The sequence below is a fragment of the Vibrio sp. 661 genome (assembly GCF_033339315.1).
Lineage (GTDB): Bacteria > Pseudomonadota > Gammaproteobacteria > Enterobacterales > Vibrionaceae > Vibrio > Vibrio alginolyticus.
The window spans coordinates 140,044-155,487 of the sequence record NZ_JAWOUJ010000008.1 but is presented as its reverse complement, the minus strand read 5'-3'; the positions used below and the strand labels follow the sequence as shown (position 1 = coordinate 155,487).

The following is a 15,444-nucleotide window of genomic DNA, read 5'->3' as shown; positions in this document are numbered from 1 at the left end:
CAATCGCTATATAATACTTCGCGATTTCCAAATAGATCGGTACGGTATGCGCGACTTTCTGCAACAAGCTAAACAGACTCACAGTTGTATTGCGATTGGAGAGCTGATCTATAACCCGAAGACACAGAGCCTTCATCAAGATGCTATCGCGATTGATCTTGAACCTCGCACCGTTGAATTATTAGAACTGCTGTTAACAAGCGTTGGCCACCCACTCTCTGCTGACACCATTATTGAAACCATTTGGCAGAGCAAGTTCATCTCTAAGAATGTGCTCACGAACCGCATTAGCACCTTACGTGCACTGCTACAGCAGTACTTACCCGAATACGATGCCGCTAAGCTTTTAGTCACTTACCCCCGCAAAGGCTACTTTCTTAACCCTGCCAATATTCGTTTAGTGCCACCAGCGAAAAACCATCGGCGCGTTATCTCAACCCAGGTGGCGAGTAATAAGAACTTCAAGCTGATTTTTGCTTACAGCTTATGTGCCATACTTGCGGTATGTAGCATGACACTCGCAAGCTTGTTATGGCAACGCCAAGAAATCTCAACACAACAAACACGTCATCAACTACTGATTCCCAAAGTCGAGCTACTACTCAACCGTGTCGATTCAATCGGCTCTCAGGCGCGAAAATACCGCATACTGGTCAAAGCCATCTTGCTGCAACAACAGGTCGAATATCCATACACCGACATCGCCAACCAAGATGCTCCCAGTTACTTTCTTGATCCTATCGGTCATACGCCATATTTCCCTGGCGCACGAAACATGCAGACCAGCGACTACGAGCTCAATATCGAGTTAAAAGACGGCGCAGAGCAAGGCATCTTGAAAGCGCAGATGAACCTTATTTATCCTGCGACGGGCAAGCTAGCGTTTCGCAATGAGTACACACTGCGTTTATCTGACTTACAATCGGATATTTTCCAAATGCACTCGGATGTCGCGCAATACTTCAATCTGCCTGCACCTTCGGCAAGTACGTGGCAGCTTTCGGATATTCACAAAAAAATGTTATTCGAGAATGCCTTTTCTAGCCAACCTCTCCGACAATCTGATGAGTTTGCGGCTATAACAACGGCAAGACATCTCGCCTTATACGAGCACGAACATCAAAAGCTGGAAGCGTATTTAACTCAAGTACAATCGTCGTTTGATGTTTTGCCAGATGAGCTGAGCCTCTGGTTAGGTCTATTGCATTTCAAATTAGGTAACTTAGACAGGGCAAAAGCTCTGTTAACGACACCAGATGGCGACTCACGCATCCAAAACGCACTGATTTATACCTTTGTGTCTCACATTGCTTACAAGCAGAACAAACTTGAACAGTTCCGTCTCAACTACATGGAATCACTGGTGGCGCTGCTGCGCGTTTTACCTTCCGAAACCTTGTTTGAGCGTCTTTCTCAATCTGAATCCAAAGAGACTTGCCTCCAACCGTGGAAAACGTTGCATGTTAGTGTGACCGATCAAGAAATCATAAGCCGATGGAAAGCGCTCATTAACGAGTATTGCACTAATGTAGCCAACGAAATAAATCCAAATAAAACAAAGACCTAAATATAAAATTAAGCTTTCATTAACCCCTGTTATCTTTTGTTTTTTGCCCTTTTTCTCTCGCTGAACTTAGCATGCTCGCATTCAAGCAACGGCCCAACATGAAGCGGCCTTATCAATCAGGAATGTAAACCATGCTAAACAAAATGACGCTTATCGCAGCAGCAACTCTGGCTCTTTACGGCTGTGGCGGAGGTTCGTCTTCTGGCAGTGCGAATCCAAACAAAGTGCCTCAAGAAAGTTTCGACGTCTCGATTCACAACTCCATTTTCGCTCCTGTACCAAACACACAATTGAGCTATTCGTTTAGCTTGGATGGCCAACCAGAGGGCGACATGAAACTGAGCTTCCAAGCGATGGATAGCGAGCAAATATTGGCAGCATTGGCACAAATCCCAAACAGCGAGGCAATGGTCCAGTTGGTTAATGACTTGATGAACTACGGCGCCGAACAGTTCTACTATTCAGACGAGCAGTACAACGACGACGAAGAGAGCAATACGCTTTACTTTGCAGGATCAGATGGTGCACTCCATGAAATCACTGACGCTTATTTCATTGGTCATCAGTTTATTGCCATGCTTATGCACAGCGGTCCGATTTTCCGCCTAAACGGTGACAACGTAAAAGAGAAAAGCCCGAATATTGACATCGGTGAAGAAACTATGTCTCTGCAAACCACTCTTACAGGCTACTCAGTTCACAACCTACTAGACCGTTTTGAAGAGCATGAGTGGGTACAAAACCTTCCTATGACAGCATCTTGCCAAGTGGTTTGGCAACAGCAAATCCGAGAAACTGGCGTGCGTAAAGCGTTCTCGATCTCAGGCAAGAAAATTGAAGCGGCATACCTGATGGAAGAGAACATCTACAACCTAAACTGTGATGATATGGACTCAATGGAGTTCGCCACTTCGGCAGAACGTTGGTTTAATCCGAGCTTAGGTCTGATAGAACAAATTGAACTGCTGAAAGTACAACAAGTACAAATCAACGAAGAGAAAGTGCAGCTAACAGCGATTGAAACAAAATAAGCTTGCATTTTTTATAGATATCTCAATAAAAGAAGGCTTTGGGGAGCACACCAAAGCCTTCATCTCGAACATCAATCTTAGGGGTGATGACACCCGAGTTTATTCTTCTATCAATAAAATACGAGTTTCGTAAGGTCGTAACACTTGATGGTTTGACGCGACTGCGCTTGCTGAGTTTTGATAGTTAGATAGCAAGTTTTTCGCCTTACTCATATCAAAACGTTCTGGCAGAACGCATTCCACCTCTTCAGCGTAGTAGTTATTGATACACAGCAGCGTTTGCTTATCGTTCTGACGAGCGTAAGCGAAAATACGTTTGTGCTCTGGCAGCAGGTCCTCGTAACGGCCATCGGTGATGACTGGAACCTGTTTACGCAGTTCAATCAGACGCTTGTAAAAGTAGAACACCGAGTTCAAATCGGCAACCGCAGCTTCAGCATTGATTTCAGAGTAATTCTGCGCCACTTCAAGCCACGGCGTTCCCTCAGTAAAGCCCGCGTGTTTTGCACTGTTCCATTGCATTGGTGTACGTGAATTATCACGCGACTTCTGTGCCAAGATCGCCATCATATCGTCATGAGATACACCATCACGGTTGACCATAATGTCGTACATGTTAGTACTTTCAACATCACGATATTGGCTGATTTCGGTATAACCCGGGTTGGTCATGCCGATCTCTTCCCCCTGGTAAACATAAGGTGTGCCTTGCATCATGTGCACTGATGCCGCAAGCATCTTGGCAGATTCAACACGGTATTGCTCGTCGTTACCTAATCGGCTGACAACGCGTGGCTGGTCGTGGTTACACCAGAACAGCGCCCCCCACCCTTTGCCATTTAAGCCCGTTTGCCAATGATTGAAGATCTGTTTTAACTGAATGAAATCAAACGGCGCTTTGGTCCATTTTTCACCATTTGGATAATCGACTTTCAGATGATGGAAGTTGAACACCATGGATAGCTCTTTGCCGTCTAGCGAAGAATATTGCTGGCAGTGCTCTAGCGTAGTGGAAGACATTTCACCCACCGTCACGCTGCCGTATTTTTGAAACACAGATTCGCTAATCTCTTGAAGGTATTCGTGCACACGTGGACCATCCGTGTAGAAACGACGACCATCACCAATATCGTCACTTGGAAAATCTTGCTGCTTGGAAATCAGGTTGATAACGTCGAGACGGAAACCATCGACACCTTTGTCTGCCCAGAAGCTGATGACTTCTTTCACTTCTTCACGCACTACTGGGTTTTCCCAGTTTAAGTCCGCTTGCTCTTTAGCAAAAAGGTGCAAATAGTACTGGCCTGTTTTTTCATCCAGCGCCCAAGCGTTGCCACCAAACTTTGATTGCCAGTTGTTTGGTTCAGCACCATCTACCGGATCTTTCCAGATGTAGTAATCACGGTATGGGCTGTTTTTATCACCCAGTGCGGATTGGAACCACTTGTGTTCTGTCGACGTGTGGTTCACTACAATGTCCATGATGATACGAATACCCAACTGATGCGCTTCTGCTAGCAAAGTATCGAAATCTTCCATAGTGCCGAACTCAGGGTTAATCGAGTAATAATCGGAGATGTCATAACCGTTGTCGATCATTGGCGATTGGTAAACCGGCGTCAGCCAAATCGCATCCACACCAAGGTGCTTAAGATAATCCAGCTTAGAAATGATCCCTTTGATGTCGCCCGTGCCTTTACTGCCACTGTCACAAAAGCTTTTTGGGTAAATTTGATAGATGGTTGCGGTTTTCCACCAGCTCTCATCATGCTTGGTCATAGCCATTTCTAACACTCACTTACCAGTAATCGGAAACTTAAAATTTGAAAAGAAAAATAGGAGGAGGCAGCCAAGTCACTGCCTCAAATAGAATTACGCGTTTGCAGGCTCAAGCTCACCTTTGGCTTGTGCACGCTTATAAAGAATTAACGTTAATGCAGCAGGTACCAGCATTGCGACTAACATAGCCAAAGCAAAAATGCCCCAGAACTGCGGTTGGATAGACAAGATGCCCGGCAAACCGCCCACACCGATACCGTTCGCCATTACGCCCGCACTACCACAAATAGCAGCAGCACACGCACTACCGATCATCGCGCTCAGCATTGGGAACTTGTATTTCAAGTTGATGCCGTACATCGCCGGCTCAGTCACGCCAAGGTAAGCAGAGATAGCCGCAGGCACTGAGATATCACGCTCGCCATGTTTTTTACTGATGATAATGATGCCGACGACCGCAGACGCTTGAGCAATGTTTGAAAGTGCAATCAGAGGCCAAATTGGCGTACCGCCTAGCTCTTGCATCAGTTGAAGGTCTACCGCGTTGGTGGTGTGGTGAATACCAGTAATGACCAATGGCGCGTATAGGAAGCCGAAGATGGTTGAGCCAATCATTGCGAAGTCACCCGTCATGGCTGCTTTTGCTGCGAAAGCAACGCCGTCACCCAACATACGACCGAATGGACCAATGATAGAGTGCGCAAGAATCACAGACACAATGATTGAGACAAACGGCACGACCACTAGGTAAAGGTAAGACGGAATGATGCGTTTTAAGTTGGTTTCAATAAACGCCAGAGCCATACCAGCAAGCATTGCTGGAATCACTTGCGCCTGATAGCCCACTTTCTCGATGGCGAATAAGCCAAAGTCCCACACTTCAGGTACTTGCTTACCAATTAGGTAAGCGTTCATTAACTGCGGCGAAACCAGCGTGACACCCAATGTGATACCCAAAATCGGAGTACCGCCGAGTTTTTTCACTGTCGACCAACACACGCCAACTGGTAGGAAGAAGAAGATTGCTTCACCAATTAGCCATAGGAAAGAGTGTACCGTTGCCCAAAACTGGCTGATTTCCGTTAGCGTTTGACCATCAAACATCTTGATGTCGCCAATCACGTTACGGAAGCCAAGAATCAGACCACCGGTAATGATCGCAGGTAGCAGTGGTACAAAGATTTCTGCAAGGTGGGAAATACCACGCTCAACGATATTCATGTTTTGACGAGCAGCGTTCTTCGCTTCGTCTTTGCTGGCTTCACTTTTACCCGTCAGTCCGATCAGTACCTTGTAAACTTCATCCACTTCAGTACCGATAACCACTTGGAACTGGCCTGCGTTGGTAAAACAGCCCTTCACCATCGGTAATGCTTCTAACTGTTTCGTATCTGCTTTGTCCGTATCATTTAGAACAAAACGCAAGCGAGTTAAACAGTGACTTACACTGGCAATATTGTCCGGCCCCCCGACCAGCTCAATAAGACGCTCCACGTCTTTACGCGCAATCTTACTCATAACTTTGTCCACCCTGTATTGGATACATTCGATTCATCATTTTGTTTTTATAAATGGGAACATTCCCATTTCTTAATTTTAATATTGCCATTCGAAGACAAAAAACAAAATGGGAACAGTCCCATTAATTGAGAATGATCACAGTATAATTTTAGAGCAGATCGTTTTAGTGTGGATTAACAAACGATAGGCTGTTGAGTAAAGTGAACCACTTCCTCATCACCATTTAATTGATTGATCAGCATGTTAGCGGACTTCTCACCTGCAAGGGTATAACCTGGGTCGACACTAAATACTTTAGGGAAAAGGAAAGAGAGCAATTCATTACCACCAACACCTGTCACAACCACGTCTTCACGGCCTAACTCTTGAAGACGCTTAATCACGCCCAACGCGATAGTGTCACTGGCGCACACGATGGCCTGAGTATCAGATTGAAGGACTTTGTCTACCAACTGATAAGCACTTTCATGGCTCAACTTACCCGTTTGGAAACAAGGTGCAATTTGCTTGCGTTGACACCAAGCTTTATAAGCATTTAGACGAGCTAAGCCAGTGGTTTTGTCTTCAGGATCAACACCAATATAAGCAATGCGAGATAAAGATTGCTGCTCAAGGTGAGACAAAGCCATGTCTATCACACCTTGGTTATCGTAGTTGATCGAGGAAACCATTTGCGTGTCCATCGCGATCACGACGATACGATTCCCCCACTCCGCTAATGCTCGCTCATCACATCCAGTAAAACCAAACACGATCACCCCATCGACGTTGCGACGTCTAAGCACATCCAAATGCTCATTGGTTTTATCGCGATCGAATTGGCTCTCCATGATCACCGCATCATAACCAGCGGAATACAAAACATTGAGCATGGTACCAACGGCGCGATTTTCTGATGGTGAGTCTAAACGGGAGATGATAACCCCAATGACTTTTTGGCTGCCACCACGCATCGACTGCGCCGACTTTGATGGGACGTAGCCTGATTCACGAATGATTTGCTCTACCTTCTCTCGCGTTTGGGGTTTCACTTTTGGATCGTTAGTAAGCACACGGCTTACTGTCGATTTGCCCACGCCTGCCAATTTTGCGATATCAAGAATGGTGAGTTTTTTGCTCATAAGTGTTCAGATTAAAAGAAGGAATCAAACAAAAGGGAAGCAGTGGCTTCCCTTATCTCAGTCAGTAATGAATATTACTTGTTTAAGTACGCAGGCACATCTGCAATGCTATCCAATACTACCGTTGCAATGGCTTCGCCCTGTTCCGTTACTGGCTTACCAGTGCGAACCAAAATCTTAGTGCCAACGCCTGCCGCTTCTGCTGCCATCATGTCTTCAGCTTTATCGCCGATCATCACAGATTTCTCCATGTCGATCTTCAAGAAGTCACGCGCAGAAATGAACATACCTGGTTTTGGCTTACGGCACTCACAATCTTGCTTGTACTCGCCAATGCCATGTTCTGGATGATGTGGACAGTAATAGATACCATCGAACTCAACACCATTATCAGCAAAGTTCCAATCCATCCATTGAGTCAGAGACAAGAAACGGTCTTCACTGAATTTACCGCGTGCGATGCCCGATTGATTCGTCACTAACACTAGAAGGTAGCCTTTATCTTTTAGCGCTTTCGTCGCTTCAAATACACCATCAATGTACTCAAAATCATGTTCGTCATGAACGTAGCCGTGGTCAACGTTTATCACGCCATCACGATCGATAAAAACAGCAGGTTTTGCCAAAACGTATTTCTCTATTAACTCGGTTTAATCAGATTATTACATACCTTATAAACTTCAACACTATCTAATTCATTCTAGGCCTCGACAAAACGGTTGATTTGTTGGGCAAGAATCGGTAAATCTGAGGGTGCCCTGCCGTCTACCTCCTCCTTTCTATCTATACATCTCCGTTTCGAAACAGAACATCCATACATTTAGACGTCTAGACGTAAAAATATCTATTGACTTCATTCTGCTTAACCCATAGCATCAACTGAAAATTGAGATAAAGCTCAACATTAAGTTCTGTCAAAGGCCGTTTTTGACAGCGAAGTTCCCCGTATCTTTGGGCAGGTTGAAACATGATAGAAATAAAAAACGTCAATAAAGTGTTCTACCAAGGCAGTAAGGAAATCCTTGCCCTGAAAGACATTAACCTACACATCGACAAAGGCACCATCTTTGGTGTTATCGGTTCATCAGGTGCTGGTAAAAGTACGCTGATTCGCTGCGTAAACATGTTAGAAGCGCCGACCTCTGGTTCCATCATCGTTGATGGTGTGGATCTAACCAAACTCAGCAAAAAACAACTAGTCGAAACACGCCGTAACATTGGCATGATCTTCCAGCACTTTAACCTGCTTTCGTCTCGTACTGTGTTTGATAATGTAGCACTGCCACTAGAACTGGCAGGTAAAGACAAATCGCAAATCACAACAAAAGTAACTGAGTTGCTAAAGCTTGTAGGCTTAGCCGACAAACACGAGAGCTACCCATCTAACTTAAGTGGCGGCCAAAAACAGCGTGTGGCAATTGCTCGTGCATTGGCATCCGATCCTAGCGTGCTGCTTTGTGATGAGGCCACTAGTGCGCTAGACCCGGCAACAACTCAATCTATCCTTGAGTTATTGAAAGAGATCAACCGCAAACTCAACATCACGATTTTACTTATCACTCACGAAATGGAAGTCGTAAAAAGTATCTGTCACGAAGTAGCAATCATCGGTGGTGGTGAGCTGGTGGAAAAAGGCACCGTTGGCGATATTTTTGCGCACCCTAAGACAGAGCTAGCGCACCAATTCATTCGCTCAACGCTGGATCTTTCCATTCCTGAAGATTACCAAGCTCGTCTGCAAGCAGAGCGTGTTGATGGCAGCTACCCGTTGGTTCGCTTAGAGTTTACTGGCGCAACCGTCGATGCACCGTTAATGTCGCAAATTTCTCGTAAATACAATATTGATGTGAGTATTTTGAGTTCCGACCTTGATTACGCTGGTGGCGTGAAATTCGGCATGATGGTCGCAGAGCTATTTGGTAACGAAGAAGATGACAACGCAGCTCTTGAATACCTGCGTAAGCACAACGTAAAAGTAGAGGTACTTGGTTATGTCCTTTAATACGATTTCTGAATGGCTGAGCTTAAACAGCAAACTACTTTTAGGTGCAACGTGGGAAACGCTTTACATGGTTGCGGTTGCCGGATTAGTCGGCTTTGCTGTGGGTATTCCATTAGGCGTAATCCTCCATATTACTAAGAAAGGCGGCCTACTTGAAAACACCAAACTAAATAGCGGCTTAGGCGCTATCGTTAACATTGGTCGTTCTGTGCCATTCCTCGTACTGATGGTTGCGATTATTCCAGTGACAAAAATGCTAGTTGGAACCTTTATCGGTACAACCGCAGCAATCGTCCCACTGACTATTGGCGCCATTCCTTTTGTCGCTCGTCTTATTGAAGGTGCTTTATTAGAAGTACCGACAGGCTTGGTGGAAGCAGCGCAGTCAATGGGGGCGACTCCAACACAGATCATCACAAAAGTTCTACTACCTGAAGCAATGCCGACTATTGTTAACTCAGTAACGATTACCTTGGTCACTCTCGTTAGCTACTCAGCTATGGCGGGTACGGTAGGCGGCGGCGGCCTAGGTGACGTAGCCATTCGTTACGGTTTCCACCGCTACGATGTAACTATCATGGCCGTGACTGTCGTGATGTTGATTGTTCTAGTACAGATTATTCAGTCTATCGGCGACGCAGTGGTGCGCCGTGTAGACCACAGATAAGCATCAAAAATACAAATTATAAGGAGATAAAGATGAAATTTAGCCTTAAAGGTCTTTTGACTGTAGCAACGGCCGCCTCTGCTCTTGCTCTAGCGGGTTGCGGCGACAAAGAAGTAGACGTAAACAAAGTAAAAGTTGGCGTTATTGCTGGTGCTGAAGCACAAGTAGCCGAAGTTGCCGCTAAAGTAGCAAAAGAGAAATACAACCTAGACGTTGAGCTAGTAACATTTACCGATTACGTAACACCAAACGCCGCTCTGGATGATGGTTCAGTAGACGCGAATGCGTTCCAGCACAAACCATACCTAGACCAACAAGTGAAAGACCGCGGCTACAAACTGGCTATCGCGGGTAACTCATTCGTTTACCCTATTGCTGGTTACTCAAAGCAAGTAAAATCAATTGATGAAATTCAAGATGGCGCACGCATCGCAGTACCAAACGACCCAACTAACCTAGGTCGCTCACTACTGCTTCTTGAGCAGCAAGGTTTAATTACGCTACGTGATGGCGTTGGTCTACTCGCTACAGTACGTGACATCGTAGGCAACCCTAAAAATATCGAAATCATTGAACTAGAAGCCCCACAGCTTCCACGTTCACTGGATGACGTAACGCTATCTATCATCAACACCACTTACGCAAGCTCTATCGACCTATCGCCAGAGCGTGACGGCGTGTTCGTTGAAGATAAAGACTCACCATACGTAAACCTAATTGTCGCTCGCGAAGAAAATGTTAATGCGCAAAACGTACAAAACTTCGTAAAAGCTTACCAAACGGAAGAAGTTTACGAAGCGGCAAAAGAACTGTTCAAAGGCGGTGTTGTGAAAGGTTGGTAATCCCACTTTTCAAAACATGACTGAAAACAACGTTCTAAACACAAAAGGGCTGATGTGAAAACATCAGCCCTTTCTATTTGTCTATCTACCCATTTAAGTAGCTTCAATTCGCTACTTAAGATGGTCCCAAGAGATATTCGACACGATTCGGCAGTCATCACACTTAAAATGAAATATGTCATGTAGTGGCTCATCGAGTAGCCACTCGCCATCGCATTTTGGACACTTGCGCGCTTTCTCGCTCTCCAGCGACTGACCACCGACACGATACTGGTAATAGTACGTAGGGATCTTCGTGATGTAATCGATACGGCCACGTAAGTCCCAACCTCGGCGAAACAGCACACTATCCACATCGCAAATTTCGTGCAGCGCCGCATGTTCCGCTCGGCAGCCCCCTGCCATTTGGATTTCATCACACGCTTGCCACTCAGTCTGCCACTTAATGACGGCTTTATGGTCTCCATTAAGTGTTGGCTCATTACGATACAAAGGAATTGGCAACAGGGTTTCACCACTTCGCAAAGGCGAACACGTATGAACATAAGTCGTGTACAACACTTGCCAGCTAGGTGTCTCTTCTTCGGCTGCTTGTTCTGAATTCAAATCACGCCCCAGCATACGCATTTTCGGTGCAAGCAAAGACGCATCCGACAAACGGTTCATGCACACTTTGACGAAATCTGAGTGATAACGTGGATGCAAGCTGTCTTGTTCTGGGCAAACAACACGAACGAAAAATTCACCTTCTCCCATCACTATCGGGAATTCACGACCTAATACTTGGCCGTTGTAACGCAGAGCATCCATCAAGCCATTAATGGCTTTGTCTACCGCGCTGACGGTGGTGTTATCAAAACACTCAAACTGCAACTCAACAACATACATACTTAGACGGCAGCCTCTAACTTATTCAAGAACTCAACCAATGAATCTGCCAATACATCACGTTTAGAGGTGCCCAAACGCTCTAGAATCACATTGCCAGTGAGGTTACAAATAGAAATCACATCCATTTCCTCATCTGTCGCTGCGATAAATACTGTTGGTTTAAGTTTCAAGCGGCGCTGCGTCACCAAATGACCAAGAATATTTTCTTGTAGACGCACGAAATCGTCATCGCTCCAGACTTGCAGCAGCGTCAACGAATTACCTTGCCAAGTTGCCTCCATATCAGCGCAGTATTGAGAACCATAAAAGGCTTTAACATCATCTTGCAGTGACAACTCAATCGCATTTTCCACATTGGTGAAATCGGCCATTTCATCACGTGCGACCGCTTTCCAAAGCACCTTTCCATCACGCTTCTCTTCGACACAAGGAGAAACAAGCTCTGCAAGCTCTTCACTGCTTGGCAACTCATTGTGCTTAGCTTGCCAAGCTTGTTGGTAGCGCAGGCTGAACTCTTGTAGCGCCTGAGTAACGTTTGGGGTCATGAAGGTCTCCTCATTCCTTATTTATCAGATAGCCGTGCTTGCCGGATGGCAATTGACCAGCGGATTCAGTAAAATTCTCGCCATTCTAATCGAAAACGACCACAAAGTATGAGCAAATATTCTGACGCTAAAGAGCTTGCTGGCTTAACACTAGGTAAAACGACCGAGTATGCGAACCAGTATGACCCAAGCTTGCTGCAACCAGTCCCTCGCAGCCTGAACCGAGATGACCTCCAGTTAGGCGATACTCTGCCTTTCATGGGGCACGACATTTGGACGCTGTACGAACTGTCTTGGTTAAATAGTAAAGGTTTACCACAAGTGGCCGTTGGCGAAGTATACATTCCAGCCACCAGCGCAAACTTGATTGAATCGAAGTCTTTCAAACTGTACTTAAACAGCTATAACCAAACCCGCTTTGCAAGCTGGGAAGAAGTGACTGAGCGTTTAACACAAGACCTTTCTGAATGCGCAGGTGAAAAGGTGCTGGTTGAGGTGAATCCAGTGACCCACTATACCAATCAACCTATCGTAACAATGGACGGTGAATGTATTGATGACCAAGACATTAACATCACCAGTTACGATTTCGATGCCGATTTGCTTGAAGGTGCAGCAGGTGAAGTACAAGTTGAAGAGGTGCTACATAGCCACCTATTGAAATCAAACTGTTTGATCACTAACCAACCCGACTGGGGCAGTGTAGAAATTCGCTACCAAGGCGCAAAAATAGCTCGTGAGAAGCTGTTACGTTACTTAGTGTCTTTCCGCGAGCACAATGAGTTCCACGAACAGTGTGTAGAGCGTATTTTTACGGATCTAATGAAATACTGCCAACCAAGCAAACTGACCGTATTTGCCCGCTATACGCGCCGTGGAGGCTTGGATATCAACCCTTACCGCTCAACGGAACAAGATAAGCCAGCTCACAATCACCGTATGGCTCGTCAGTAAGCGCATAGGCAACAGAAATAAGTTCGGCAATCTAAAGGGTTGCCGGACGTTTTTATTGTCCAAGCATGTTACTATATCAAATGGCTTCAACCCGCATTTAAACGGCTAATTGAGGCTTTTCGCCGTTATCGCCATATCTAAAAACAGTTCGAGGGAACGAAAGGATGTTTTGGGACAGTTCGCGTCTATTCAAATTGATTGGCTTTCTTTGCTTGCTGTTTGTACAGCCACTTCATGCAACCATTTTATCGTCCGCGTTACTCAACGAAGCACAACAATTGGCGGAAATAGAACCATCACAAGCAAAACAAGCGGCAACCAACTATTTGTCACAGCGTGAGCTAACAGAACGCAAAGAAAGTGACAGCCCTTCAGCCATGTCTCGCGACGAAACAGATCGTAGCGTTCGCACACCAAGCAGCACCATCGAAGCGCACAAGATTATCGCTCAGGCAGATTACGCCATGGGTAATGTTCGTTCGGCTATCGAGCACCTAAATAAAGCGGAACGCTTAGCGCAAGAATATCAATTGCCGTACATGGACTTAGATCTCCAGCTGATGCGCAACCAAATGATTTGGATGTACGACGAAAACTACTCAAAAGCGGAAGACACGCTTAACCAAATTGAACAACAGCTCGATGAAGCCGATGCCGTATTACAACGCACCGACAGCGTTCGCTACCGACTAGTGATGCAAAGAGCACTCCTCGCTTCACATAGTGGCGATATCATTAAAGCGGAAAACTTGTACTCTGAAGCAAAGACCATGCTTGACGATAGCCGCTCTGAGTTAGCCTTGATCGACTACTACACAGCCGTCGGCGAGTTTTACCTCAATAGCAAGAAATACAATTTGGCTTTGTCAGAGCTGCTATACGGTTATTGGCAATCTATTGAAAGTAACAGTGGTGCAAGATTAGCAAAAGTGAATCGCCTTTTGGCTAGGCTCTTCCAGGAGCGACGAGTGTACGACAAAGCGATCGAATACTTATCTCAAGCCGCAGATTTTTATGACTCTTACCCTAGCTCTCCGATCCTAGCGGACGTCCTAGAGCAAATGGGCGACATCTACTTTTATCAGGGTAAGTTTAACCTTGCGTTAGTGCATTACTTCAACGTGCTTGACCATGAAAGTACCAGTAAGAACATCAATAGAATCATTAAAATTCGCTTAAGCTTGGCGGCTACCTACCTACAACTCTATAACTACGCGCTAGCAGAGCAGTACTTAGACCGCTCTAAAGAGCTTTTAGAATACACCAATATTCCTAAGCTTGAAGCAAAGGCTGCCCTGCTTCAGTCAGGTCTGGCTTATCATCAAAATGACAGTAAAGACGTCATTACTAATGCTAAGCTGGCGTTAGCACTTGCTGAAAAGTCACCTGAAAATAACAACTTCATTAAGCAGCAGTCATACCGTTTACTTGGGTTGGGTTACGAGCAGGCAGGCGAATACAAACTTTCTCTGCAAGCTTATAAAAAATACACCAACCTCGTTCGTCTAGAACAAAAGCAGCTTAACCAAATCAGTGAGGATGCGTTCCGTCAGCAAAAAGAATTTGCCGAACAAACCATCCATTACATCGGTCAATCAGAACGCTTAGAGCAAGTGGAAAGAGAGCATCGTAAATTCCAGAAAATCTCATTTGCATTGTTTATTACTGTCTTGGTCATGTTTTTGTTCATTATGCGCCGTGGTGTCATTATGCAGCGCCAAGCAAGTGAAATCGAAAAACTGCGTAACGACCTCTTCACCCACTCTCGCTCTCGTTTACGTAACTTGCGTATGCTGAATGTTAAGCTTTCTCGCTCATTGAAAAAGTCGAGCGAAACTTTCGAGCAATGGCAAATGGGTGAATTGATCCACGAACCACTTAATGATCGCCTACGCTTTGTTATGATCGATTTGCCATTCTTACGAAGCATGTACGTCCATAACGGCTATAAGGCAGGTCTAGAACTAGAACGGGCATTTGGCGACTTCCTTGCGGAAAAAATAGAAAAACCGTCGCGTCTTTACCATTTCTCAGATGCGAACTTACTCTACATAGAACCGAACGCTGACCGTGATGCTTCTGCCGAAGTCATGTTCGAAAAATTCCAGACTTGGGTGGATGAGTTCGCACAGCAGCACAACGTCAATCGTATTATTCGTATGGGCATCAGCGATTATCCGTTCTTACCCCGAGCCTACACTGCAATTAACGATGAGGAATTACTCGATCTGTTATTGCTTGCTACTCACATCGCACGAGAAGTCAGCTTGAAGGATAAGCAAAGCCACTGGGTGTTCTTAAAAGCCATCGATAATGCGCCTGCTGCTAGCTTTGCAACAGGTAACATAAGAACTGCCTGTCAACATGCCATTAGCCAAGGCCTGATCAAGATCCATTCGTCCTACAAGAATGAGGACGACATCAAGAAAATATTAAAAAATGGATAATTAAACGCCTGTTGAACGTAATAACTAATGACGCTATAAAGTTTTTTGTTATTATCAGATAATTGTCAGTAGTACAT

At 45.3% G+C, this 15,444-nt stretch carries 13 protein-coding genes; 7 read left to right on the top strand and 6 right to left on the bottom strand.

The window, feature by feature from the left end; translation table 11 throughout:
• Window positions 1–46 precede the first annotated feature (46 nt).
• On the top strand, window positions 47–1,567 hold the full coding sequence (locus tag R7P69_RS15395) for a transcriptional regulator (protein WP_238952226.1): 1,521 nt from the start codon (window positions 47–49) through the stop codon (window positions 1,565–1,567).
• Window positions 1,568–1,698: 131 nt separating this feature from the next.
• A complete protein-coding gene (locus R7P69_RS15390; protein ID WP_005383600.1) occupies window positions 1,699–2,598 on the top strand; it encodes a hypothetical protein in 900 nt (299 codons plus the stop codon).
• 99 nt (window positions 2,599–2,697) lie between these two features.
• Here the strand turns inward: R7P69_RS15390 and treC are convergent, their stop codons facing one another.
• The 4 genes from treC to gmhB all read right to left on the bottom strand — a co-directional run bounded on the left by treC (window position 2,698) and on the right by gmhB (window position 7,645).
• Window positions 2,698–4,383 (bottom strand): alpha,alpha-phosphotrehalase, encoded by a 1,686-nt coding sequence (gene treC, locus R7P69_RS15385; RefSeq protein ID WP_053350273.1) that lies wholly within the window; start codon window positions 4,381–4,383, stop codon window positions 2,698–2,700.
• 87 nt (window positions 4,384–4,470) lie between these two features.
• Window positions 4,471–5,895 (bottom strand): PTS trehalose transporter subunit IIBC, encoded by a 1,425-nt coding sequence (treB, locus tag R7P69_RS15380; protein ID WP_005381959.1) that lies wholly within the window; start codon window positions 5,893–5,895, stop codon window positions 4,471–4,473.
• 176 nt (window positions 5,896–6,071) lie between these two features.
• Window positions 6,072–7,019 (bottom strand): trehalose operon repressor TreR, encoded by a 948-nt coding sequence (gene treR, locus R7P69_RS15375; protein WP_238952225.1) that lies wholly within the window; start codon window positions 7,017–7,019, stop codon window positions 6,072–6,074.
• A gap of 74 nt (window positions 7,020–7,093) precedes the next feature.
• Entirely contained in the window at window positions 7,094–7,645 is a 552-nt protein-coding gene (gene gmhB / locus R7P69_RS15370) for a D-glycero-beta-D-manno-heptose 1,7-bisphosphate 7-phosphatase (RefSeq protein WP_005381961.1), read from the bottom strand.
• A gap of 341 nt (window positions 7,646–7,986) precedes the next feature.
• On the opposite strand from gmhB, the gene metN reads away from it, so the two are divergent.
• From metN to R7P69_RS15355, 3 genes are read left to right on the top strand one after another with little or no spacing between them, the layout of a single operon-like run.
• Window positions 7,987–9,021: a methionine ABC transporter ATP-binding protein MetN gene (gene metN, locus R7P69_RS15365; RefSeq protein WP_005381962.1), complete on the top strand. Its 1,035-nt coding sequence runs from the start codon at window positions 7,987–7,989 to the stop codon at window positions 9,019–9,021.
• Entirely contained in the window at window positions 9,011–9,688 is a 678-nt protein-coding gene (locus R7P69_RS15360) for a methionine ABC transporter permease (RefSeq protein WP_005383604.1), read from the top strand. Before metN ends, R7P69_RS15360 begins: the two co-directional genes overlap by 11 nt.
• A 32-nt stretch (window positions 9,689–9,720) precedes the next feature.
• Window positions 9,721–10,530 (top strand): MetQ/NlpA family lipoprotein, encoded by an 810-nt coding sequence (locus R7P69_RS15355; RefSeq protein ID WP_005381966.1) that lies wholly within the window; start codon window positions 9,721–9,723, stop codon window positions 10,528–10,530.
• Window positions 10,531–10,641: 111 nt separating this feature from the next.
• On the opposite strand, the gene R7P69_RS15350 is transcribed toward R7P69_RS15355, so the two are convergent.
• Window positions 10,642–11,418: a Zn-ribbon-containing protein gene (locus tag R7P69_RS15350; protein ID WP_065274234.1), complete on the bottom strand. Its 777-nt coding sequence runs from the start codon at window positions 11,416–11,418 to the stop codon at window positions 10,642–10,644.
• Between the two features lie 2 nt (window positions 11,419–11,420).
• Window positions 11,421–11,966 carry a SecY-interacting protein gene (gene syd, locus R7P69_RS15345; RefSeq protein ID WP_025768899.1) on the bottom strand — a complete coding sequence of 182 codons (546 nt, stop codon included), beginning with the start codon at window positions 11,964–11,966 and terminating at the stop codon, window positions 11,421–11,423.
• Window positions 11,967–12,074: 108 nt separating this feature from the next.
• On the opposite strand from syd, the gene queF reads away from it, so the two are divergent.
• Together queF and R7P69_RS15335 are read left to right on the top strand one after the other, a co-directional pair.
• A complete protein-coding gene (gene queF / locus R7P69_RS15340) occupies window positions 12,075–12,920 on the top strand; it encodes an NADPH-dependent 7-cyano-7-deazaguanine reductase QueF (RefSeq protein WP_025768898.1) in 846 nt (281 codons plus the stop codon).
• Between the two features lie 164 nt (window positions 12,921–13,084).
• Window positions 13,085–15,367, top strand: coding sequence for a tetratricopeptide repeat protein (locus R7P69_RS15335; protein WP_017635678.1), 2,283 nt, complete (start codon window positions 13,085–13,087; stop codon window positions 15,365–15,367).
• Window positions 15,368–15,444 lie beyond the last annotated feature (77 nt).